Origin of the sequence: Veillonella sp. LMAG:90 (assembly GCF_008679445.1) — a bacterium.
Lineage (GTDB): Bacteria > Bacillota > Negativicutes > Veillonellales > Veillonellaceae > Veillonella_A.
This window is the reverse complement of the sequence record NZ_NAND01000001.1, coordinates 1,458,687-1,482,563: the sequence shown is the minus strand read 5'-3', so window position 1 is coordinate 1,482,563 and position 23,877 is coordinate 1,458,687. Positions and strand designations below refer to the sequence as shown.

The 23,877-nt window shown below is 42.9% G+C and carries 20 protein-coding genes and 1 pseudogene; 1 reads left to right on the top strand and 20 read right to left on the bottom strand.

The window, feature by feature from the left end; all coding sequences use genetic code 11:
• Positions 1–76: 76 nt before the first annotated feature.
• Entirely contained in the window at positions 77–625 is a 549-nt protein-coding gene (locus CCC71_RS06495) for a hypothetical protein (protein ID WP_296333312.1), read from the bottom strand.
• 85 nt (positions 626–710) lie between these two features.
• Positions 711–1,280 (bottom strand): flavodoxin, encoded by a 570-nt coding sequence (locus tag CCC71_RS06490; protein WP_021841052.1) that lies wholly within the window; start codon positions 1,278–1,280, stop codon positions 711–713.
• Between the two features lie 348 nt (positions 1,281–1,628).
• Here CCC71_RS06490 and CCC71_RS06485 point away from each other — a divergent pair, with 348 nt between their 5' ends.
• On the top strand, positions 1,629–2,456 hold the full coding sequence (locus tag CCC71_RS06485) for a LysR family transcriptional regulator (RefSeq protein ID WP_226974043.1): 828 nt from the start codon (positions 1,629–1,631) through the stop codon (positions 2,454–2,456).
• 229 nt (positions 2,457–2,685) lie between these two features.
• On the opposite strand, the gene hslU is transcribed toward CCC71_RS06485, so the two are convergent.
• From hslU to CCC71_RS06395, 18 genes and pseudogenes are all read right to left on the bottom strand, one after another.
• Positions 2,686–4,089, bottom strand: a complete 1,404-nt coding sequence (gene hslU, locus CCC71_RS06480) for an ATP-dependent protease ATPase subunit HslU (RefSeq protein WP_021841054.1) — start codon at positions 4,087–4,089, stop codon at positions 2,686–2,688.
• Between the two features lie 105 nt (positions 4,090–4,194).
• Positions 4,195–4,740: an ATP-dependent protease subunit HslV gene (gene hslV, locus CCC71_RS06475; protein ID WP_021841055.1), complete on the bottom strand. Its 546-nt coding sequence runs from the start codon at positions 4,738–4,740 to the stop codon at positions 4,195–4,197.
• Positions 4,740–6,050: a methylenetetrahydrofolate--tRNA-(uracil(54)-C(5))-methyltransferase (FADH(2)-oxidizing) TrmFO gene (gene trmFO, locus CCC71_RS06470; protein ID WP_296333309.1), complete on the bottom strand. Its 1,311-nt coding sequence runs from the start codon at positions 6,048–6,050 to the stop codon at positions 4,740–4,742. Before trmFO ends, hslV begins: the two co-directional genes overlap by 1 nt.
• A gap of 43 nt (positions 6,051–6,093) precedes the next feature.
• Positions 6,094–8,400, bottom strand: a complete 2,307-nt coding sequence (gene topA / locus CCC71_RS06465; protein ID WP_156705714.1) for a type I DNA topoisomerase — start codon at positions 8,398–8,400, stop codon at positions 6,094–6,096.
• Positions 8,390–9,556, bottom strand: coding sequence for a DNA-processing protein DprA (dprA, locus tag CCC71_RS06460; RefSeq protein WP_021841058.1), 1,167 nt, complete (start codon positions 9,554–9,556; stop codon positions 8,390–8,392). Before dprA ends, topA begins: the two co-directional genes overlap by 11 nt.
• Positions 9,557–9,690: 134 nt before the next feature.
• Positions 9,691–11,232, bottom strand: coding sequence for a YifB family Mg chelatase-like AAA ATPase (locus CCC71_RS06455; protein WP_296333306.1), 1,542 nt, complete (start codon positions 11,230–11,232; stop codon positions 9,691–9,693).
• Between the two features lie 134 nt (positions 11,233–11,366).
• Positions 11,367–11,723: a YraN family protein gene (locus CCC71_RS06450; RefSeq protein WP_021841060.1), complete on the bottom strand. Its 357-nt coding sequence runs from the start codon at positions 11,721–11,723 to the stop codon at positions 11,367–11,369.
• Positions 11,724–12,044: 321 nt separating this feature from the next.
• Positions 12,045–12,854: a ribonuclease HII gene (locus tag CCC71_RS06445; protein WP_295785538.1), complete on the bottom strand. Its 810-nt coding sequence runs from the start codon at positions 12,852–12,854 to the stop codon at positions 12,045–12,047.
• On the bottom strand, positions 12,841–13,761 hold the full coding sequence (gene ylqF / locus CCC71_RS06440) for a ribosome biogenesis GTPase YlqF (RefSeq protein ID WP_021841062.1): 921 nt from the start codon (positions 13,759–13,761) through the stop codon (positions 12,841–12,843). Before ylqF ends, CCC71_RS06445 begins: the two co-directional genes overlap by 14 nt.
• A gap of 330 nt (positions 13,762–14,091) precedes the next feature.
• Positions 14,092–14,433 carry a 50S ribosomal protein L19 gene (gene rplS / locus CCC71_RS06435; RefSeq protein WP_295785535.1) on the bottom strand — a complete coding sequence of 114 codons (342 nt, stop codon included), beginning with the start codon at positions 14,431–14,433 and terminating at the stop codon, positions 14,092–14,094.
• A 187-nt stretch (positions 14,434–14,620) separates the two neighbouring features.
• Positions 14,621–16,025 (bottom strand): annotated as a pseudogene (locus tag CCC71_RS06430) (DASS family sodium-coupled anion symporter).
• A 111-nt stretch (positions 16,026–16,136) separates the two neighbouring features.
• Positions 16,137–18,188, bottom strand: coding sequence for a glycine--tRNA ligase subunit beta (gene glyS, locus CCC71_RS06425; protein WP_296333302.1), 2,052 nt, complete (start codon positions 18,186–18,188; stop codon positions 16,137–16,139).
• 1 nt (position 18,189) lies between these two features.
• Positions 18,190–19,065 carry a glycine--tRNA ligase subunit alpha gene (glyQ, locus tag CCC71_RS06420; protein ID WP_021841067.1) on the bottom strand — a complete coding sequence of 292 codons (876 nt, stop codon included), beginning with the start codon at positions 19,063–19,065 and terminating at the stop codon, positions 18,190–18,192.
• Between the two features lie 159 nt (positions 19,066–19,224).
• Entirely contained in the window at positions 19,225–19,941 is a 717-nt protein-coding gene (gene recO / locus CCC71_RS06415) for a DNA repair protein RecO (protein ID WP_021841068.1), read from the bottom strand.
• 6 nt (positions 19,942–19,947) lie between these two features.
• Complete coding sequence (locus tag CCC71_RS06410; protein ID WP_021841069.1) at positions 19,948–21,312, bottom strand: hemolysin family protein; 1,365 nt, start codon at positions 21,310–21,312, stop codon at positions 19,948–19,950.
• Between the two features lie 6 nt (positions 21,313–21,318).
• Entirely contained in the window at positions 21,319–22,215 is an 897-nt protein-coding gene (gene era / locus CCC71_RS06405) for a GTPase Era (RefSeq protein WP_127058490.1), read from the bottom strand.
• Complete coding sequence (gene ybeY / locus CCC71_RS06400) at positions 22,208–22,702, bottom strand: rRNA maturation RNase YbeY (RefSeq protein ID WP_226974054.1); 495 nt, start codon at positions 22,700–22,702, stop codon at positions 22,208–22,210. Before ybeY ends, era begins: the two co-directional genes overlap by 8 nt.
• A 5-nt stretch (positions 22,703–22,707) precedes the next feature.
• A complete protein-coding gene (locus CCC71_RS06395) occupies positions 22,708–23,826 on the bottom strand; it encodes a PhoH family protein (protein WP_021841072.1) in 1,119 nt (372 codons plus the stop codon).
• Positions 23,827–23,877: the final 51 nt, after the last annotated feature.

Genomic DNA, 23,877 nt, shown 5'->3' with positions numbered 1-23,877 from the left:
TGGTTGCCAGACCAACTTCATTGTATCATTAGGAGGTTCTTTCCTTTTCTATAAGAATTTTTTACCGACCCCCAGTTTAACTGGGGGTTTTGTCATGCCTATTCGGCGTACAAGCATATGATGCCAACACAAATAAGGTGTAGGCATCAAATGTCATCATAAAGTATAGGCTCTCGGCAATGCGTGGAATCATATGCACATGGACCAGACCGAGCACAATGGCCAACAAATATAAACGATGCAACCATCGTCCCGTCTGATATGACCAAAGCTGACGCATAGCTTGCCTAAAAGAATCAAATGTTGTTTTCGCTTGTTTACTTAACGGTGTGAGCCAAATTATGGCGACCAACAAGGCGATAACAGCTGCTACCAGAGCTCCAAGCCCGGTATATTTGATTTCCTCATGCATGGAAAAAGAAAACCAATAGTGTCCCAACGCAAGCAGTAAGGTTAAAGGGCCCAACAACCGATGCCAAGCCATAACTTCTGAAATGCGCAACACACGGAGCAACCATTTTGGTTTTGTTATTATATAGACTGCTAACAACCATCCTACATAAGCTATTACGCCTACATCATAGGTAATTAAGTTGCTCGTAGTCTCAACTATACCTGTGTTCATCAAGTATACCAAAGGGGCCGACAGAATGAACCAGTATATTATCAAACGAAATATTTGCAGTAAATTCCCCATCTACACGCTCCCTTTACTGACCCAATACACCGATACGTTGCAGCCATGTCTGTACAGCCGTTTTAGCGGCATCGGAATCAGATTCGCTGCCACGAATTGCTAAGCCTTCCAATAAATGGGCTCCAGGGAATTGTTTTGCTAAGACTGCTTCAACACTCCCTAAGCCGGACCCTTCATGAGTTGTAAACGGAATTACAGTTTTACCATTCAAATTAACTTGATCAAGGAAGGTGTGAACAACCATAGGGTACTCACCCCACCAAATTGGCGAACCGATATAAATAGTGTCATATTGACTCAAATCAGGAATTTGTCCCTGAATAGCCGGTCTTTCATTATTAGCCTGTTCCGCCTTCGCTACTTGCGTAGTTTCACGATACTCCGACGGATATTCTTTTACCGGTACAATTTCATACATATCGACCCCGGTAGCGCTTTGAATGTAATTGGCAATTCGATGGGTGTGACCGATTGGCAATTCGCCTACACCGTAAACACCTTTAGTTCGCGAGAAAAATACGATTAAGCTTCGGTGGTTCCCTTTAGTTGTATCCGTAGTGGATACTACATTACTAGTAGACACGGTCGTAGTACTCGTATCAGTTTTATCGTTTGAAAAATTCAGCCAAAACAGGCCTGCGCCTATAATAACAACAAGAATAGCAAAATAAATTTTTTTAGAGTCATATAAATTCCTCCCAATTCTCTCAATATCTCAAAATATAATGGCTTAATGCTTTTGATAGCATATTTTGCTATTATTTCATTGCCATTATATTCCTTGATGTTAACTTCAAGTCAAGTAAATAGTTCTAAGTTTTTAAATATTTTGAAAAAGCCTAACTATCTATTATGATAAAATTTTATGAGTATGCTATAATTATTGTGCATAGTAAATTCGTAGTAACCGTTACACCAAAAGGAGTTTACCATGATTGATTTAATCTTATTAGAACAATTAATTGCATTCAATGATTTCGGCACTTTATCAAAAGCGGCAGAACAGCTTAATATATCCCAACCGGCTCTGACGCGAAGCATGCAGCGCTTGGAAGATGAACTGGGCATTCAATTATTTATACGCACCAAGAATCGCATGACCCTTACCGATACCGGTTACTACACCGTATCGCAAGCGCGTCAATTACTGCGTCATACGGATGATTTTTATCAAAAAATCCATCAATATGCGTTACAACAAGTGGTCTTATATGTGGGGGCCTCCGCGCCCGGTCCTTTATATAAAGTAGAGTATCGAGCCAAAGAACGTAAGTTAGAGCAAAAATTAAACACAGAAATGGCGGATGACCAAACACTGAGAGAAAAGCTGTTAAATGAAGAATGCCAGCTGGTCATCACCGACAAGCCTATCGATAACCCAAAAGTGATTACTGAACTGTTCTTTAACGAAGTGTTGTCACTCACTGTTCCACCCGACCATCCGTTGGCGGACCGAGAATTTGTCACAAAAGAAGATTTAGCCGGTTTAACCATGTTACTGCGTACTCAGCTCGGCATTTGGGAGGATTTTGTCAATCAATTGACCGAAACGACCTTTATCAAGCAAAGCGAGCCGGAAACATTTAATGCCTTAGTAGCGGCTTCCAATTTGCCCAGCTTTATTACCAACGTGAGCAAACTGAATTGGCATGTCCCCGAAAATCGCATCAAGATTCCTATTAAAGAGGACGCTGCTACCATACCGTTTTATATGAATTCCTTGAAAAAACACCGTCATTTAATGGAACAGTTGTTATAAAAAACAATGTCTCCATAGTCAAAACGAGGCTTATAGGACAAAACGAAAACCTAAAACGACCACCTAGCAAAAAAGCAATCCGCAGGCAAAGGCTCTGTCAATCAGAGTTTCTCGCCTTATGGATTGCTTTTTTATTAGTATGATAGCTCCTAAAATGAGCCGTTCTGCGTTCTCTATACCGCTCTTACCAAAGGTTTAGGATAACTAATGTTTTATATTTAACGCACTTTTATAGAATATACTCGGACAAATCAACGTCTTGAACGATAGTACCTAAGCGTTCTTCAACCATTTCAGCAGTAATGGTTACGTCTACTTCTTCAGCCGGTGGTGCATTAAAGGAAATGTCCTGCAATAATTTCTCTAAAATCGTATGTAAACGACGAGCACCGATATCTTCCGTTTCATTATTTACGCGATAGGCCAATTCGGCGATTTTATCGATGGCTTCTTCTTTAAAGTGAATGGTCACTTTATCCGCTTTAAGAAGCATATGATATTGTTTTAATAATGCTTGTTGCGGTGTCGTCAAAATTTCTTTGAAATCTTCCTGCGTCAAGCTGTTAAGTTCTACACGAATCGGGAAACGGCCCTGTAATTCAGGAATTAAATCGGATGGTTTCGACACATGGAAGGCACCGGCCGCAATAAACAAGATATGTTCCGTTTTAATAGGACCGTATTTCGTATTTACTGTTGCACCTTCTACGATAGGTAAAATATCGCGCTGTACGCCTTCACGGGATACATCGGGACCGGACGCACCGCTGCGAGCCGCAATTTTGTCGAATTCGTCGATGAATACAATTCCCTCTTGTTCAGCCAACTCCACGGCACGATCCGTAACGGCATCCATATCCAATAATTTTTGAGCTTCTTCCTGAACGAAGATTTTACGCGCCTGCCCTACTGTGGTATGGCGTTTTTTCTTTTTCTTCGGTAATAAATTACCAAACATTTCGGAAATATCGGTACCCATACCGTCAGGCGAACCATTTAAAGGCATAGCAAATGCTTTGGCCTGTTCTTCTACTTCAATTTCGATTTCACGGCTATCCATGAGACCGTTCTTCAATTGTTCAAAGAACTGGGTCCGTTTTTCAGACATTTCCGGTTCTTCTTGTTCTTTTTTAGCTTCTTCTTTTTCTGTATCTTCAGGACTGGCAAAAAGCATTTCCAAAGGATTAGTCATCTTTTTAGATTCCGACTCTTTTTTAGGCCAAAGAATTTGCAATAAACGTTTATTGGCAAGTTCTTCCGCTTTTTCCTGCTGTCCTTCCATCATTTCTTCTTTAACCATGCGCACGGAGTTTTCAACCAAATCACGAATCATTTGGTCCACATCACGACCCACATAGCCTACTTCGGTAAACTTAGTGGCTTCCACTTTAACAAACGGAGCCTTTACCAATTTCGCCATACGACGAGCCAATTCCGTTTTACCGACACCGGTAGGGCCGATGAGTAAAATATTTTTTGGCGTATACTCTTCGCGTACATCTTCCGGCAATTGTTTGGCACGCCAGCGATTACGCAAGGCAATGGCTACCATTTTCTTGGCTTCCGATTGCCCGATAACATATTTATCCAACTCCGCCACAATCTGACGCGGTGTAAAGTTATTAGTATCCATCAAAACCTCCAGAATAAGGCCGGCTACCTATGTCGATAACACGGTCTTGTTAACTGTAACATTAATAGCTGTAACCTTAATAGCTATAGCCCATACCGGTTATAACTATTCAGACAACTCTTCAACAATAACATTATGGTTTGTATATACGCAGATATCGGCTGCAATATGAAGTGCTTTCTCGGCAATTTCACGAGCACTAAGCTCTGTATTGGCCGCTAAAGCGCGAGCCGCTGCCAACGCATAATTGCCGCCGGAACCGATAGCACAAATACCGTCATCCGGTTCGATGACTTCACCGTTACCGGACACCAATAAAATAGTTTTACCATCTGTTACTAATAAAAGTGCTTCCAAATTACGAAGCATTTTATCGCTGCGCCATTCTTTAGCAAGTTCTACGGCACTACGCACCAATTGCCCGTTATATTGATTAAGCTTAGCTTCAAACTTATCAAACAAAGTAAAGGCATCGGCTACGGATCCGGCAAAACCGGAGATAACCTTGCCATTATACAAACGGCGCACCTTTTGGGCCGTATTTTTCATAACTACACTTTGTCCCATCGTAACCTGTCCGTCACCGGCAATGGCAACAGATTTATCACGTTTAACGGCACAAATTGTAGTTGCGTGAAATTCTACACTCATTATAATTCCTCCTTCAACTTCGCTAACGTATCCAACGCACGCTGCGCAATTAAAGCATTTTTTTCTTTCTTTTTACGTACTTTAGTCGGCCATGATTCCATTATACCAAAGTTAATATTCATCGGTTGGAAATCGGAGCCTTCATACGCACTGATGTAATGGCTTAAACCGCCCATCGCCGTAGTGCGCGGGAAGCTTACCGGCACTTTTTCTTCTAAAATACGACTAACATGAAGGCCTGCCATAAGGCCCGAGGCAGCCGATTCCAAGTAGCCTTCGACACCTGTCATCTGACCGGCAAAGAAGAATCTTGGATCTTCAATCAGTTGGAAGTATTCATTTAATAAAGTCGGTGAATTGATATAGCTGTTGCGGTGCATTACGCCATAGCGGATAAATTCCGCATTTTCGAGGCCCGGAATCATGGAGAAAACACGTTTTTGTTCGCCCCATTTAAGATGTGTCTGGAAACCGACTAAGTTAAACATGGTCGCTTCTTTGTTTTCTTTGCGAAGCTGTACTACAGCATAGGATTCCTGATTGGTTCGTTTATCTACAAGGCCAACCGGTTTTAACGGCCCGAAGCGCAAGGTATCGATACCGCGGGATGCCATGATTTCTACGGGCATACAGCCTTCAAAATATTGCTCTTTTTCAAACTCTTTAACTTCCGCTACTTCAGCGGTCGTCAAAGCATCCCAAAAGGCTTTATACTCTTCTTCCGTCATCGGACAGTTCAAGTAATCCGCATCACCCTTGTCATAGCGGGAAGCGGCAAATACTTTATCATAGTTAAGTGATTCGGCCGTTACAATCGGAGCCGCCGCATCATAGAAATAAAAATTGGCAGTCCCTGTTTTGGCTTTAACCTGTTCAGCTAAAGCATCCGACATGAGCGGCCCCGCCGCTACGATAACGATGCCCTCCTTCGGTAATTCCGTCACTTCTTCGCGGATAACCGTTACCATCGGATGTTCCGATAATTTCTTCGTTACCATTTCACTAAATAAATGGCGATCCACCGCCAAGGCACCACCGGCCGGTACGGCCGTAGCATCGGCACAGGCCATAATTAAAGAATCAAGCTGACGCATTTCTTCTTTTAAAAGGCCTACGGCATTTTCTATATTTCCGGCCCGCAGGGAATTACTGCACACCAATTCGGCAAAATTTTCTGTATGATGGGCCGGCGAAGTCCGTTGTGGCCGCATTTCATACAAAGTAACGGGTATATTGCGCTTAGCCAGTTGCCAAGCCGCTTCCGAACCGGCAAGTCCGGCTCCGATAATCGTAACTTTAGATGTAGTCACAATATCCTCCTTTTGATATTTCTATATTAATAATCTATTAGTTTTATTCTGCTGATTTTGAATCAGTGGTACTTTTCTCTCCATCATCAGCCTTTTTCTTACGCGTTCGTTTCTTAGGCTGCGTCGGACAATTTTCATTGGAACAGAACTTCTTCGTTGTACCGTTCTTATACGTCTTTTCTGTCATAATACTGCCGCAAGTTTCACAAGTCTCGTTAATTGGTTTATTCCACAAGGTGAAATCACAAGCGGGATAACGATCGCAACCGTAGAAAATACGACCGCGTTTCGATTTACGTTCCACAATCGTCCCTTCATGACATTTTGGACAGGTCACACCGGTGCTGACCGTAATCGGCTTAGTATTTTTACATTCAGGGAAATTGGAGCATGCCAAGAAACGGCCGAAACGACCGAATTTATACACCATCGGATTGCCGCAAACATCGCAGATAACATCGCTTTCTTCATCGGCGATTTTAACCTTATCTACTTCATTCGCCTCCTCCAATTCCTGAGCAAACACAGTATAGAATTCACTTAAAACATCCTGATAGGTTTCTTCACCACTGGCAATATCATCCAGATCTTTTTCCAAATGAACGGTGAAGTCTACATTGATAAATTTTTCAAAGTGAGCAATCAAGAAGTCAACCACTACAAAACCCAGTTCGGTTGGCACAAATTGCTTATCCTGTTTTTCCACATAGTTACGGGACATAATAGTATCGATAATTGGTGCGTATGTACTTGGACGACCAATACCGCGTTCTTCCAACGTTTTAATGAGGCTGGCTTCCGAATAACGAGCCGGCGGTTGTGTAAAATGTTGTTCCGGCAAAATTTCTTTATTCGCTACCGTATCGCCTTCCGCCATAATAGGAATTAATTTTGGTTCATCCCCATCTTTTTTAGCTTCTTCGTAAACTTCCGTAAAGCCTTTAAATACTACTTTACTACCGGATGCACGCAATTTATAGTCATCAACCTGTAATTGGGCCGTTACCGTTTCCGATTGTTGCGGTGCCATCTGGCTCGCCATAAAGCGATTCCAAATCAAAGTATACAGCTTTAATTCATCACGACTAAGGAAGGGCTCTACCATTTTAGGTGGTAATTCAAGCGAAGTAGGTCGAATCGCTTCATGCGCATCCTGACTGCTTTCCTTCGTACCGAACACATTCGGTTTAGCCGGATAATATTCTTTGCCAAAATGATTTAGAATATATGTCTTCGCAGCCTGTTGCATTTCAACGGCAATACGGGTAGAGTCCGTACGCATATAGGTAATCAAACCGACATGGCCGTAGCCGCCGATTTCGAGGCCTTCATATAAATGCTGAGCAATCATCATGGTACGCTTGGCGCCGAAATTAAGCTTACGAACACCTTCCTGTTGCAAAGTCGATGTGGTAAACGGTGCCGGTGCTTTGCGGGAACGCTTGCGACGCTCTACTTTGATAACTTCCGCCGTCTGACCGGCAATGTCTGATTTAATAGCTTCCGCTGTCGCTTCATCAGGGATAGTGATTTTTTCATCACCTTTATGTGTCAGTTCAGCCGTAAAGCTTTCCTTATCCGTCGTCATATATTGCCCTTCAATGGACCAATATTCTTCCGGAATAAATGCTTGAATTTCTTGTTCCCGTTCACAAATCAAACGAACGGCTACGGACTGTACGCGGCCGGCACTGAGGCCTTTACACACTTTACGCCATAATAAAGGACTTAATTTATAACCTACAATACGGTCGAGCATACGACGAGCCTGTTGGGCATCCACCATATTTTTATCAATCGTACGTGGCGAATTAATCGCTTCCGCCACGGCATGCTTTGTAATTTCGTTAAACGTAATACGACATTTGGAAGCTTCATCCACATTCAGTATATAGGCTAAATGCCAGGAAATGGCTTCCCCTTCACGGTCCGGGTCAGTAGCCAGTAAAATGGCTTTTGATTCGTCCGCATCATGTAATAACTCTTCAATCAACTTTTTACGAGTCGTCAAATTAGAATAACGCGGTACAAAACCGTTTTCAATATCAATACCAAGCTGACTTTTTGGTAAGTCACGTAAATGCCCCATACTTGCTTTAACAATATAGTCAGGGCCTAAGAATTTTTCAATAGTTTTAGATTTTGCCGGTGATTCCACAATCACCAACGTTTTACCATCCGGATTATACGTACGAGGTGGCAATGTTTTGGCTAAATCACCTACAGCCTGCATAACCGGTTTGGCTTTCCCCTTGGCGGTAACCGCCACTTTGCCTTCCAAACGGCGTTCTTCTTTTTTACCAGTTGCGGTGTCTTTCTCACCGATTACGATGGAACGTTTAATGGACAAACTGATTCCTCCCGAATTCCAATATTATATACCCTTTTGAAGCAGTTCGTTCAATACACTGCTTAAGTTCTAAGGACAATAAACTCAAATGGAGGGCTCCCTCTGAAAGTTTTGTCGTCATAGCTAACGTTTCCAACGATGTTTCTTTTTCATTGGATAATGACGCTAAAATCTTTCGTTCCTCCACACTAAAGCTTAACACACCCACGCCTTTATGGCTACTGCTTTTTTCCTCACCGGCGCCTTCCAAGCATTGCCAATTATACATATCAGGCACTTGAGAGGGCTTTATTAATAAAATAGCCCCCTCTTCTAACAGCCAATGATTGCCTGCAAATTCATTAGTCAATATATTCCCCGGCACAGTGAAAACATCTCGCCCTTCATTGTTCGCCATATCGGCGGTAATCAATGAACCACTGCGTGACTTGGCTTCTACGACTATAACACCGCGCGAAAGCCCACTGATGATGCGGTTGCGCATAGGAAAGAATCCCGCCTTAGCTTGTACACCGGGACCGTATTCCGACAACAAAAGGCCATCATTTTCAATTATTTTTTGAAATAAACGGGCATTACTGCGTGGATAGCTTTGGTCCAGACCACAGCCCATAACAGCGATCGTCTGACCATGCCCCTTGAGAGCCCCTTCATGAGCATACGAATCAATACCGCGGGCACCCCCACTGACGACAGCGATACCATATCTCGCCAGTTCGGCTGCAAAAACAGTGGCTACATTGCGCCCGTAGGGCGTACAATTACGGGCTCCCACCATAGCGATTTTACGGGGATTTTTAAATGTCTTTAAATTGCCGCGATAAAATAAAACTTGCGGCGGATTAAATATTTCACGTAATTCTTCAGGATAGGCTTCATCGTGAAAGCCGACTACCTGAATATGATAATTGTTCAAATCATGCTCAAGCTTACCTAAATCCATAGTTAATATTCCTTTTACTAACGCTGATTTATATTGCTTTTTAACCTGCAAAGTATCGTCAACCGCTTTATCTTTTTGTACGGTTTGCCATAGTTCAATAGGTGTGCCATAGCGCTTTAAGGCTTCACTAATTGTTACACTTCCTATACCCGGCAAACTTCCTAAAGCGGCTAAAATAAGTCGATCGTCAGTTAATTCTGTTGCTTGCACCATACTGTACTCCCCATCCCCTTTAAATTATAAACAATATATAATCGCTATACGAAATTCAGCAGATTATGGAATGTCTTTAACTTTAATAATAACCTCTATTTGATGTTTACCTTATTATTTAACCTCGTTAGCTCTTACATGCGGTAGCTCAATGCTTCTGCTACGTGTGAAATATCTACCCGTTCTGCGCCGGCCAAATCGGCAATAGTCCTAGCTACTCGTAAAATCTTGTCATAGCTGCGTATGCTAATGTCTAAATTTTGAAAAGTCTGTGCTAAGACTTGCTGCGCTTCATCGGTTACCTCACAGGCAAGTATCAACTGTCTATGACTTAGTTCACTATTAAGCAAGACTCGATTACCGTCACTAAAATGTAACGCTATAGAACGTTTTCGTTGAATTTCACGAGCGCTGATAACACGTTCACGAATGGTTGCTGACGTTTCAGCATCACCAACAGCTTGTAATTCTTCATAAGTAGGTCTCGTTACATGAATCACCATATCGATTCTATCCAATAGCGGTCCCGATAAGCGTTTAACATAACTTTCAATTTGCCACGGTGTACAAGTACAAGTATGACCTTCACCACCATCATGCCAGCCACACGGACAGGGGTTCATCGCCATCAATAAAATGAAGCGGCACGGATACGAGAATGTACCATTGGCTCTCGAAATATGGATAACCCCTTCTTCCAAAGGTTGGCGCAAAACTTCCAGTACCGACCGAGAAAATTCCGGTGCTTCATCTAAAAATAAAACACCTTCATGACTCAACGTTAACTCACCGGGTTTCGGAATACTCCCACCTCCGGCCATGCCGGCCAACGTAATAGTATGATGAGGACTGCGAAATGGTCGTACCTGCATCAGGCCTTCCGTCGGCAATAAACCGGCCACACTATAGATGCGGCTGATGCTGAGCTGTTCTTCTTCGGTCAAAGGCGGCAATATGGACGGCATAGCTTTAGCCAGCATAGTTTTACCGGCCCCCGGCGAACCGGTAAGCAGTACGTGATGACCACCGGCGGCGGCTATCTCAAGGGCTTTTTTGGCTATAATCTGACCTTTTACCTCTGAAAAATCGGCCAGTCGCTGCAACGAATGAGTACCTTGTGTTGCGGGTTTTGCCATAATCTCCGGTATTTTCCCAAGAACCATAGCTACCAAATCTTTAAGGCTCGAAGCCACCACCACATCACCACCGAAACCATGCTTCATTTCGGTACCATTATCCGGCGCGGTATACAGTTTTTGTATGTTTTGTTCTCTTGCACCAAGAGCCAATGCCAAAGCACCGGTCGTCCTTTTTAAACGTCCCTCTAAGGATAGTTCCCCAATAAATATCGTATTTTCAGCCAAATCCTCTCTTTGGTCGGTATTAAACGGAATAGCCTCCGAAGCCAATAAAACGCCCATAGCGATGGCTAAATCGAGGCCTGAGCCGTCTTTACGAATATCCGCCGGTGCTAAATTAATGACAATCCGTTTCATGGGAAACTCAAAGCCTGCATTGCGAATGGCCGCCCGAACCCGTTCTTTGGCCTCTCTTACTGCGGCCGTAGGCAAACCTACTATTTCAAAACAAGGCAATCCCCTTGCTATATCGACTTCAACGGTCACCACTTTGGCAGCCAAACCATATAAAACGATTCCTTTAGTTTTTGCATACATACCCTAACATCCCCTATAAACCTCGGCATCCCTATAAACACCGGCATTCCTATAACCCCCGGCATCCCTATAAATACGGCATTCCCTATAAATACCCGATGATTCCCATTTATTCAATAAAATAAGCTTTTTATTTAACAAAAACAGCCTTTTAAATGGCGTATTTGAAATCGATCATTATGAAATACATAGACTTCAATAACATCAAAACGAACCGGTATATCCCCACTACTGTACTGCTCTAAATAAAGTTCCGTACTGCGTCGAATATGATTTTGCTTTAATGCTGTAACAGCCTCACAGGGAAGACCGTACTTCTTACTGCGCCGCGTTTTTACTTCTATGACAATCAAAATTCCCGCTTTTTTGGCAATAATGTCTAACTCTCCATAACGAGTCCGCACATTACGGGCCACTAACTCATATTCATTAGAGCATAAATATTCACATGCTTTTGATTCCCCATACTGTCCCAATTCTTTGTTAGTCAAAAATAACAGCCTCCCGATTTCTATGTAAACCAGATTCCATATGGTGCTCAATTATGGTTTCTCTTTGTCCAAAACATTGTATAGTATCTGTTTATTACCTTATCAGTTATTGAAGGAACTGTAAATCCTTGTACTTCAAACCTCTTTTTAAAATCGACCTTTCGTAGCAGCACACCACTTGACAAAAACCAATTAATTGTTCTATTCCATTTAGAATATTTATTCGTTTTTGAATATTAATCATTCAACTATTACGCAACTAAAGTTATACATAGAGAATGCAAAAAACCGGCCATAGGACCGGTTTTCCAACATAGGATTCTATTTACTTTTTGACGGATATTCAAAACCTACCATGCTTTTAATGGGTTCAAAACTTTTGCGGTGGAGCGGAGTTATGCCTTGCAATTCCAAGGCTTCTTTATGGAACGGCGTAAAATAGCCCTTGTGAATGGCAAAACCATAACCCGGATATTCATCCTCCAAGGATTCCATATAACGATCGCGTGTTACTTTAGCCACAATTGATGCGGCCGCAATGGAAGCACTTTTAGAATCACCCTTAACGAGTGATTCTACAGGAACTGCAAGCTCCGGCAATGGCATAGCATCTACCAGGACTGCCTTCGCCGGCACCTTTAAGGTATTAATTGCTTCATACATAGCCGTCTGCGTAGCCCGATAAATATTGAGCTCGTCAATTTTTTCAGGACCATACGAAATGCAACTAACCGCAACGGCTTGGCGCATAATTTCATCATAAATAAGCTCCCGTTTATGCGGTGCAATCTTTTTAGAATCATTAAGGCCTTCGATTTGAGCATTTGGCGGTAAAATTACAGCAGCCACTGTAACCGGCCCCGCAATGGGACCGCGCCCAACTTCATCAACACCGGCCACTTCAAAAATACCTTCTTCATAGAAGCTGTTTTCATACGTATAAAGTGCATTCAAACGCTGAAATTCCGCTAATTGCTTCTTCTGACGCATCACGTAAGCAGCGGCCAACTTACGAACCGAAGATCGGGAATCTTCCTGAGCCCACAAGAGAACATCAAACTCAAATTGAGTGGTTTCCAAAAGGGTTTTAATTTCTTTTACCGTTAAGGCCTCAAATTCATTCTTCGTCATGCTTAGTTTCGTCCTCTTTAGTTAACGGTTCTTCATTGACACTATCCAATGTTAAATTGCCAAGCTTCTGATTCCTATAATCGGTGAGCACAATGCGTCGCGCCTTGTCTAAATCGACGATACCGCCACTTACTAAACAACCGCGACGACGGCCGATATTTTCTAACAATGTATCGGCATCGCCTAACTCTTCCGGTTTTAATTTATAGCGTTCCGCTAATAAACCGGGTTGCGCTTCATTGACCTGATTAAGTAATTGTTTCATTACCGATTCAAGGTCATACACATCATCTGAAATAGCACCGGTCATAGCCAGCCGAGCAGCGGCACGCTGATCTTCCAATTTAGGCCACAATACGCCCGGCGTATCGAGAAGTTCCAAATCCTTACCGATTTTAACCCACTGTTGACCTCTGGTATGACCCGGTTTATCCGCCGTGCGAGTAGCGGCAGCACCGGCCAATTTATTAATCAAGGTAGATTTCCCTACATTGGGAATACCAAGAATGATAGTACGCACGGAACGGCTGCGAATGCCTTTATTCTTCCATTTGTCGATAATCGGCTGGGCCAGACGTTCAACAGCTTTGACTAACTGCTTATTCCCCTTACCGGTTTTGGAATCAATTGCCAATACGGTAGCACCTTGGCTTTCGAAATAAGCAACCCATTCTTTAGTTGCTTGCGGATTAGCCAAATCGGACTTATTTAACACGACGATATGTGGTTTTTGGCCCACTACTTCACTGATTACGGGATTGGCACTACTCCGTGGAATCCGAGCATCCAACAACTCGATGACAACGTCTACTTTTTTGACATATTCCTTTATCATGCGGGTGGCTTTCGCCATATGCCCCGGGAACCAATGTACGACCGGAAATATATCCTGTTTTGTATCTGCCATGGTATCGCCTCCTTTAAGCTTAATCGTTCATCTTTAACTGATTTTTATACACGTATCTTTATGCCACAGTAAAAAATAATAAAAATATTCGTACGTTATATATCGCCTCAGTTTATATATACTGACATATAACGTAGCACACATGTATAATAATCAGAATATTTTTAATTTATGCAATTCGTGTAATTTAATGCAGTGCTAACTAATTGCTAACTAATTGGTCACTCATCACTCGCTAATTATTTACTCATCACTCGCTAGTTTTTCACTAACTATATTATAACATGCAAAAAATAAAGGGCTGCCAACGGCAACCCTTTATTTGTGAAATTAGCGTTTTTCGCGAATACGCGCAGCTTTACCAGTGAGATTACGTAAGTAATACAACTTAGCACGACGAACCACACCACGACGCATAACTTCGATTTTAGCCAAACGTGGGCTGTGAAGTGGGAATGTACGTTCTACACCCACACCGGAAGCAATACGACGAACAGTGAAAGTTTCACGAACGCTACCGCCTTGACGGTTAATAACCAAGCCTTCAAAAGCCTGGATACGTTCACGTGTGCCTTCGACAACTTTTACGTGTACACGAACGGTGTCGCCAGCGCGGAATGCAGGAATGTCTGCACGAAGCTGTTCTTGCTCAATTACGTTAATAATGTTCACTTTTTTTTCCTCCTTATTGTAGACATTCTTACCCATACCTCATAGGCAGCGGACTATCTCAAAATAACAGTACTATAATATCACATACTAACTATATATAGCAAGTCTATTTTTGTAAAATTTTTACTGCGGCCAACTATTTCCATCAGCCCTATATTTTCGCTACTTACGAATGACTTCAGCCCAATTAGAGTATGCCGAATAGTTTCATACCCAATACGCCGCCCCAGAAGTGAATTAAGAAACTCACAACCGAAATAGCCAGGCCAACGCGCCACCACGTACCCTGCGGTACATAGCCGGCACCGAAGAAAATCGGCGTTACGCCGGAGCTGTAATGTGTCAACGTACAGCCCGGGCTGTTCATCAAACCAAATAACAAGATGGTAAACGGTATAGGAGCCCCCATCGCCACCAAAATAGCCGCAAAAGCGGAGAACAAAGCGGTAATGCGAGCGGTGCCGCTAGCAAAGAAATATTGAGAATACACGAAAGCCGCTGATACAAAGAAAGAGGCCCAGAACCAGTCATACCCTTTCAGGAAGTTACTTACGAAATCCGCAAATACTGCAACAACGCCTAACTTACCAAGGAGCCCGGCCATACCGACGAGGGTACCCATCCAGATGAGTATATCCCAAGCCGTTTTTTCGCCCAATATATCATCCCACGTTAATGAGCCCGTCACAACACAGGAAAGAACGCCGATTAAAGCGACAGCCGTTGGATGCAATTTAGTCCAGATAGCCGTAGCCCATAAAATGATACAAGCCACAAAAATCAAAGCCACATAAATTTCACTCTTGGTGATAGGTCCTAACTTATCCAGCTCTTTTTGTGCCATCGCCGGTGCTTCCGGCGTCGCTTTAATTTCAGGCGGATAGATTTTATAAATGAACCACGGCATTAAAATCATACAAATCACACCGGGAATCACGCCCGCCTGAAACCATTCCCACCAGGAAATATCATAACCGAATAGCTTGGCCCCTAAGGAGGTAATCAATAAGTTACCGCTACAAGCCGTTAAGAAAATAGTAACGGTAATCGTATTAATGGTGTGAGCCGTAGTCATCAAAAAGGCACCGATTTTGCGGGACGAGCTGTCGTGTGGATTGGATCCGAAGGACAGTGAAACATTTTGCACAATCGGGAAAATAATCCCGCCCCCCACGGGCCGTATTTGACGGCGTTGCCGGCGATATAATCAAATCTGCACAGGCTAACGCATAGGATAGCTTCAACGAACTGGTACCGAATAAATGAATTAAGGTATACGCAATCCGCTTGCCGAGGCCGGAATTAATGATGCCGCGGGAGAAAAATACAGCTGCCACGATGAGCCATACATTAGCTTCCGCGTAACCGCCCAAAGCTTGTACCATAGTGATAGATTTAGTCGCTACGGCAGCAACAACGCCAAAAATCGCCATAATCCCCGTAGGCCAGGGGCGCAGAATAAAGCCTGCAATAGTGGCTATAAAAATAGCCAACAATTGCCAACCTTCCGGCTTAATGGCCTCGGTGTGAGGTAAAAACCATATAACAAGCCCTACCAAAACGGTTAAGGCCGCTCGCATAAAAGTATTCATATTAACATCCCCAAATCATATAAATCTGCTCTCTCTTTCAGATTTATTCTAAATTTTTTAAGTACTTATATCTTGTTTTGAACGTGTTCAATTTGATATTGTAATTTAGTTTTATTTTAAAGTACTTACATCCCCGATAACAGCCATGGATTCATAGGCCAAACGCACTAATTGTAAACGATTGGCTTTAACTGCTTCATCGTCTACCATAACCATAACATCTTCAAAGAATTTGTTAATAGCCGGTACCAAGGTTTCAGGAATAGCTACTACTTTATCATAATCCTTGTTTTCAAGGGCTGTTTGTGAATTTTCATAAGCAAGAACCGCTTCTTTGAATAATGCTTTTTCAGCTTCGTCACTGAATAACAAATCATCCACAGCCTTATAGCTTTCGTTTTTAACCAAGTTATACATACGCGTATAAGCCTGAACGAGTTCTACATTTTCATCGATACGATGAGCCATAATAGCTTTAACAAGGCCGTCAGCCTGAGTTACGGTAACAGTCGGATTGGATAATACCAATTCAATAACATTGTGCGGCACTTCATGATCGAGGTAAATATTTTTCAAACGAAGGGCAAAGAAGTTATTCAACTGTCCTACGATTTCATCGTGTTTAGCTTCCGGAACGCCTAACAATGTTAAATCCTGGCGCCATAACGGTTCTAAAGAAACATTCCAAGCACTATTGCTTAAAATATTCAATACGCCGATAGTCTGACGACGAAGTGCATAAGGGTCCTGGGAGCCGGTTGGAATTAAGCCGCGGCTGAAAGTAGCCACAATATTGTCAACTTTGTCGATAATGCTGAGCACTTTACCGGCCGGAGTTTCAGGCAAAATATCGCCGGCAAAACGTGGCAAATATTGTTCAAAAATAGCTTCCGCCACTTCACCGGATTCACCGTCGAGCAAAGCATATTCTTTAGCGATAATGCCCTGTAATTCAGTGAATTCAGTTACCATGCCGGTTGTTAAGTCCGTTTTTGCCAATACGGTAGCTCGTTCAAGTTCAACCATGGCGTCTTCACCAAGGCCGCAAGCTTCACCGAATTCAGCACCTAAGGCTAATAAACGTTCAGTTTTATCAGCTAAATTACCGAGACCTTCTTGGAATACGATTTTCTTAAGGCCTTCAGAACGATCGGCCAAGGCTTTTTTACGATCTTCATTAAAGAAGAATTTAGCATCGTCCAAACGAGCACGCAATACGCGTTCGTTACCGGCTGTTACCACATCAAGACTATGGCTGTCGCCATTGCGAACGGTAAGGAACATTGGCAATAATTTACCGTCTTTGGATACCAATGGGAAATAACGCTGATGGTCTTTCATCGGCGTAATAACCGCAGCATCCGGCAATGCCAAGTAACTTTCATCGAAAGTACCGCAAAGAGCTGTCGGATATTCTACCAAGTATAAAACTTCTTCCAATAAATCGTCGTCCCATACGATGGTAGCATTTTTAGAATCAGCCAAATCATGAAGTTGTTTACTAATCATGTCACGGCGTTTATCTTGATCCACGATAACAAAGTTATCTTCCAAGTTTTTGATATAATCAGCCGGATGCTGTACAAGCACACCGCGTTCACCTAAGAAACGATGGCCACGGCTGAAGTTGGAGGAACGAACACCGGCAAATTCCACCGGAATTACGGCGGTGCCCAATAAAGCCAAAATCCAACGAACCGGACGAATGAATTTATCATCCAAATCGCCCCAATGCATAGATTTAGGGAAACTTAAACCATGAATTAATTCAGGCAAGATTTGTGTGAAAATATCCATAGCTTTAACACCGGCTGTTTTGGTTTCAGCGTAAATATAACCGTCTTCTACTACTAAGTCGGCTACATCAAGGCCTTTACCGCGGGCAAAGCCGATAGCGGCTTTTGTCGGATTGCCATCTGCATCATAAGCGATAGCTGCGGAAGGTCCTTTATGGCGTTCGCTCAATTCTTCGGACATATCCGCTGCACCATCAACCATTAAGGTAATACGGCGTGGTGTGCCCATAGTGCGAATCACTTCATATTTTAAATGATGTTCCTGCAATTTAGTTTCCGTTAAGGATTTAAGCTGTGCTAAAATGCCGGGCATGGCGCCGGCCGGTATTTCCTCAGCACCAATTTCAAATAATACATCTTCAGCCATATTACTTATCTCCTTTCAAGAGTGGGAACCCTAATTCTTCACGTTTATCCAAGTATGCCTGAGCGCAAATACGAGCAAGACTGCGTACACGACCGATGAAAGCGGTACGTTCGCTGATACTGATGGCGCCGCGAGAATCTAATAAGTTAAACGTGTGCGAGCATTTTAACACATAGTCGTAAGCCGGCAAAATATAGCCTTCTTCACAAATGCGTTTAGCTTCTTTTTCATACATTTCAAACAAAGTGAATAACATATCCGTATCGGCTAAATCGAAGCTGTAAGCAGACTGTTCCACTTCATTAAGATGCCAAATATCGCCATACGTTACATTTTCATTCCATTTCAAATCATACACGTTTTCTACGCCCTGAATATACATAGCCAAACGTTCCAAACCATACGTAATTTCTACAGATACCGGTTTTACATCGATACTGCCCACTTGTTGGAAGTAAGTAAACTGCGTTACTTCCATGCCGTCGAGCCAAACTTCCCAGCCGAGACCCCAAGCGCCTAAAGTTGGCGATTCCCAGTTGTCTTCTACGAAGCGGATATCATGGTCTTTCGCATGAATCCCCAAAGTTTCCAAGCTTTTTAAATACAACTCCTGAATATTTTCAGGCGATGGTTTAACGATAACCTGGAATTGATGATGTTGGAACAAACGGTTTGGATTGTCACCATAACGGCCATCCGCCGGACGACGGGATGGTTCCACATAGCAAACGGCCCAAGGTTCAGGTCCGATAGCGTGTAAAAAAGTCGCCGGGTTCATTGTACCGGCCCCTTTTTCCATATCATAAGGCTGTTGTAAAATACAACCTTGCTCTGCCCAGAATTTTTGCAGATTTAAAATTATTTCTTGAAATGTCATGTTCGTTCCTCCTAACATGGTGGCCCTTTAGGACACTAACTTCTGTTACCATACCAATTCCCGTTTATATTGTCAACCAAAAACATATGTCCTCGGTCAAAAATTGCTTATATAGTAATAATTATATGCGTAACTTACTAACTATTATTAAAGCCATTGCTAATCAAAAGCTTTCGCCTTCATTTCATGTAAGAATCGCAAAGAACTGAGTTCTTGCCCCAACTGTATCGTTGTATAGGCAAAAAGCGCACGCTCCAACTCGCGCCACAATGTACGGGGCAATTGAACCGATGTGGTATCCTGCCAATCATAGAGCAAAATCTGCCCTATCGCATCTTGCGCCGTTCGCGACAAAGTAAAGCCAGTTGTGTCTGTGAATTCTTTGACAAACCGAGCTACCCCGTCCGCCTGTTGATAGGCTTTAGCGGATGGCACAAAGCCGGCCAGACTAAGTAGTTGCCAACCCAGTAAGATAACGGCTAACGGCACCGGCTTCGTACGAATTAACTCCGAAAATCGCACAACCAAAGTATAAAGATTTATATCTCGTTCTTCCGCAGCAAAGGCGGTGCTGATAAACTCCCCCGCAAAGGCAGCATAGCAAATGCTGTCTAAATCGGTTTCGATGGAGCGAACTAAATAACGACCGTCCAGTTGCTGTAAATCGTAATACTCACCATTCGGCAATAAGGTAATATACACCTGACTGAAAGGCTGTAAATAACCGGCATTTTTAAGCGTCTGCCAACGCCGTTGCGGGATGGAGCAATGAAGAATACCACGTTGTTTTGTCAAAAACGTTACTACTGAATAGGTCTTGCGTTTACGGCGATATAAGACCACCGCATCACAATTTATCGTATTTTGACCTTTCATAGGGTATTACTCCTTTTCCTTATCCTGCTCCTTAGGCTCAGCTTCAGTCTCTTCTTCAACCGGTGGTACCGGTGCCGCTTTGAGACGGGCAATGCGATACCCTTGCATTTCTGTAACGGTGAAAACATAACCGGAAAGCTCAACCGTATCGCCTACAACCGGCGTACGTTCCAGCATACCGAAGATATAACCGCCGATAGTATCTTCTTCCGGCTCATCGAAGTCAACATGCATAGCATATTCCACTTCGTCCACAAGGACTTTGCCGTCAAAATCGAAGGTGCCGTCATCATTGATGACTACAGCCGGTAAATCTGTTTCATGCTCATCTTTAATGTCGCCAACGAGCTCTTCGATAATATCTTCGAGGCAAACAAGACCCACCATACCGCCGTATTCATCAACTACAACAGCCTGATAAATTCGACGGGTACGCATATATTGTAAGAGTACGGAAAGCTTCATGACTTCCGGTACGGTCAAAATATCGCGACGAACTAAGCGTAAATCTTTCCGAGCCTTTTCTTTTTGCTCCATTAAATCCTTAATATGAACAAGGCCGATTACATGATCCTTATCTTCCATACAAAGGGGATAACGGGTATGACTTGTTTCAGAAATAATTTTTAAGGTTTCTTCAAAGTCATCTTCCACGTAGATGCAATCTACATCTTGACGAGGAATCATAACTTCACGAGCCATGCGCTCCACAAAGTCAAATACATTATCGATAAGCTCGCCCTCCACATGGTCAAGCTTACCTTCCGAATGAGATCGGTTAACCATCATACGAATTTCTTCTTCCGTATGCACTAAGTCCAGTTCGTTTTTGTACAACGTGCCGAAGCTCTTTAAGAAGATAGCGCTCACTTTTTCCGCCACCCATACTAACGGTGTAGCTATAAAGCCTACGCCCATAACTATCTTGGCAGTCCAACGGATATAGCGAATCGGGAAAGATAAACCCAATGCTTTAGGAATAATTTCACCGAAAGTCAGGATGGATAACGCAATCAAGGCTATCACTATAAAATCGATAATACCGGCCAGCCAATCAGTTTCGACCTCAAACAATCGCTCCCAATCTGCAATAAACGGTGCTATCAAAGCACTGCCAACGCCGGCAAGGAGTACGATAAAAAACAGAATCAAAAATTGCGCCGTATTAATAAACCGAGCCGGTCGTTTATACAAATTTCGCAAATACGCTTTGGCCACTTCACTTAAATCTTCAATATCATCCAAATGCTCTTCACTGAGCCTTGCGAATGAAAATTTTGCCAAAACTAAAATATTAATCATTACAATACAAACTACGGCCAACCCTATCAATAATATGGCGGCCCCTAGGGGGGTATCTATACCAATCATTCCTTTCTATTCATAACCAAATTCAGACAACATGCCTGATTTGTTGCGCCAATCCTTTTTAACTTTTACCCATAAATCGAGGTAAACTTTGGTGGCCAATAAGCGTTCTACATCCGTTCTCGCTTCAGCCCCTAATTCACGCAACATATTTCCTTTTTTACCGATTATTATACCCTTTTGCGAGTCCCGTTCGCAATAGATAGTTGCACGAATGTAAGTGGTGCCGTCGGGACGTTGTTTCATCTCATCTACATCAACAGCGATAGCATGCGGAATTTCTTCACGCGTTTTAAGCAAAATTTTTTCACGCACAATATCGGCAATAATAAGACGTTCCGGCTGATCCGTAATCATATCTTCCGGGAAGTACTGCGGACCTTCCGGTAATACTTTTTCCAATACGTCCAATACTTCATGGATATTATCCTTTTCAAGGGCAGAAATAGGAATAATCCCTTCAAAGGGATATAAATTCTGATATTCTACGATAGTTTCCAAAATTTGTTCTTTGGACAAAGTGTCAATCTTATTGATTACCAAGAATACCGGTACATCCACATTCTTAAGCTGTTCGATGATGAAATTGTCCCCGGGCCCGCGTTTTTCATTGCCTGCCACCAAGAATAAAACGGCTTCTACTTCTTTTAGCGAGTCTACGGCCGCTTTTACCATGAATTCACCCAATTTGTGTTTCGGCTTATGAATCCCCGGCGTATCCATAAACACAATCTGTTTTTTCTCATCCATGTACACACAAACGATGCGATTACGCGTCGTCTGCGCTTTATCGGAAACAATCACAATTTTATCGCCAATGAGCGCATTGATTAATGTGGATTTGCCCACATTCGGACGCCCTACCACTGCTACAAAACCGGATTTAAAATGTTTATCTTTATTCATTATATGGTGCATCCTCCCGCACATAACCTAAATTGCCCAATACGAACTCTTCTTCGCGGCGCATTTCCGCTTTATCTTCATCCGTCATATGATCATAACCCAAAATATGTAAACAACCATGAACTGTTAAATATGCCAATTCCCGTTCAAACGGATGGCCGTATTCTTCAGCCTGTTCGGCTGTTCGTTCCAAGGAAATAATCAAATCGCCAATCAAATGAGTTTCCACTTCCATATCAATTTCGTCCCCTTCATTGAGGGCAAAAGACAAGACATCGGTTGGACGGTCGATGCCGCGATACTCTTTATTGAGCTGATGGATTACTTCATTGTTACAAAGTAATACACTGAGCTCTTCTTCATCGCTGAGACCATATACTTCGCTCACTTCGCCGCAAACTTTTTGAATAATTTCTTCATTAAGGGCTGCCGTTTTATCACCTTCAACAGGTTCCATGCCTTCTGCATAACTGATTGTAACTATCATAGGTTTCACCGACCTTCCTCTTGTGTAGTATCCGTCTTTTGAACCGGTGTATCAAACTCTTTTGCGATTACATCGGTTGAATCATTTTTTACCGTTTTATCCGCCTTAGCTTGCTTATCCGTTTTATCGTTCTTTTGTTTACTAAGCGGTTTATTTAAATCACGCCCGGTTCGTTTCACTTCATACCGTTCATACGCGCGAATAATCTTACTTACCAGGTCATGACGAACTACGTCCGCATCGGTAAAGTGAACCATGGAAATGCCGGCTAGGCCCGTAAGTACATTTTCCGCCTCAATAAGGCCTGACACCATGCGTCCCGGTAAGTCGATCTGGGTGCGGTCACCGTTAATAACCATCTTAGAGTTGTTACCCAAACGGGTTAAGAACATCTTCATTTGTTCCGGTGTCGTGTTCTGTGCTTCGTCCAAAATGATAAAGGCGTTTTCCAAAGTACGGCCGCGCATGTAAGCGAGTGGAGCCACTTCGATGATACCGCGTAGCATGAAACGGTCAACCTGTTCCAAGCCGAACATATCATTTAATGCGTCATAGAGTGGTCTCAAATAGGGATCCACCTTTTCCTTTAAATCGCCAGGCAAATAACCAAGCTTTTCACCGGCTTCAACGGCCGGACGCGTTAAAATAATACGCTCTACATCGCGATTTTTTAAGTAAAAAGCAGCCAGTGCTACGGCTAGGAACGTTTTACCCGTACCGGCCGGTCCGATGCCAAAAGTAATCGTATTGCGACGAATACTGTCTACATACACCTTCTGACCTTCCGTTTTTGGCGTAATCATGCGACCCTTCATAGTCACATTAATGGTATCTTCAAACATGGTATGCAATAAATCGGCCTTACCGGATTTAACCATGCGCACGGCCATACGAATCTGCTGTTCCGTAATGGCACTGCTTTCTTTATAAAGGAAAACCAGTTCTTCCAGGACACGCCAAAATTGGTTGACAATTTCATCGTCCCCTTTGAGTTGCAACGTATCGCCGCGACTCACCACCTGGCAAGGTAATTCTTCCACAATAATCTTTAAATTTCGTTCTTGCATCCCCAAAATAGGGGCTGCCATTTCATAGCGGGGAAACGTAAAAGTTCGTTCCGTCATACTCTTCTCCTTATTCCTTTTAACTGTAATAAATAAAACTGTAGGATTTTA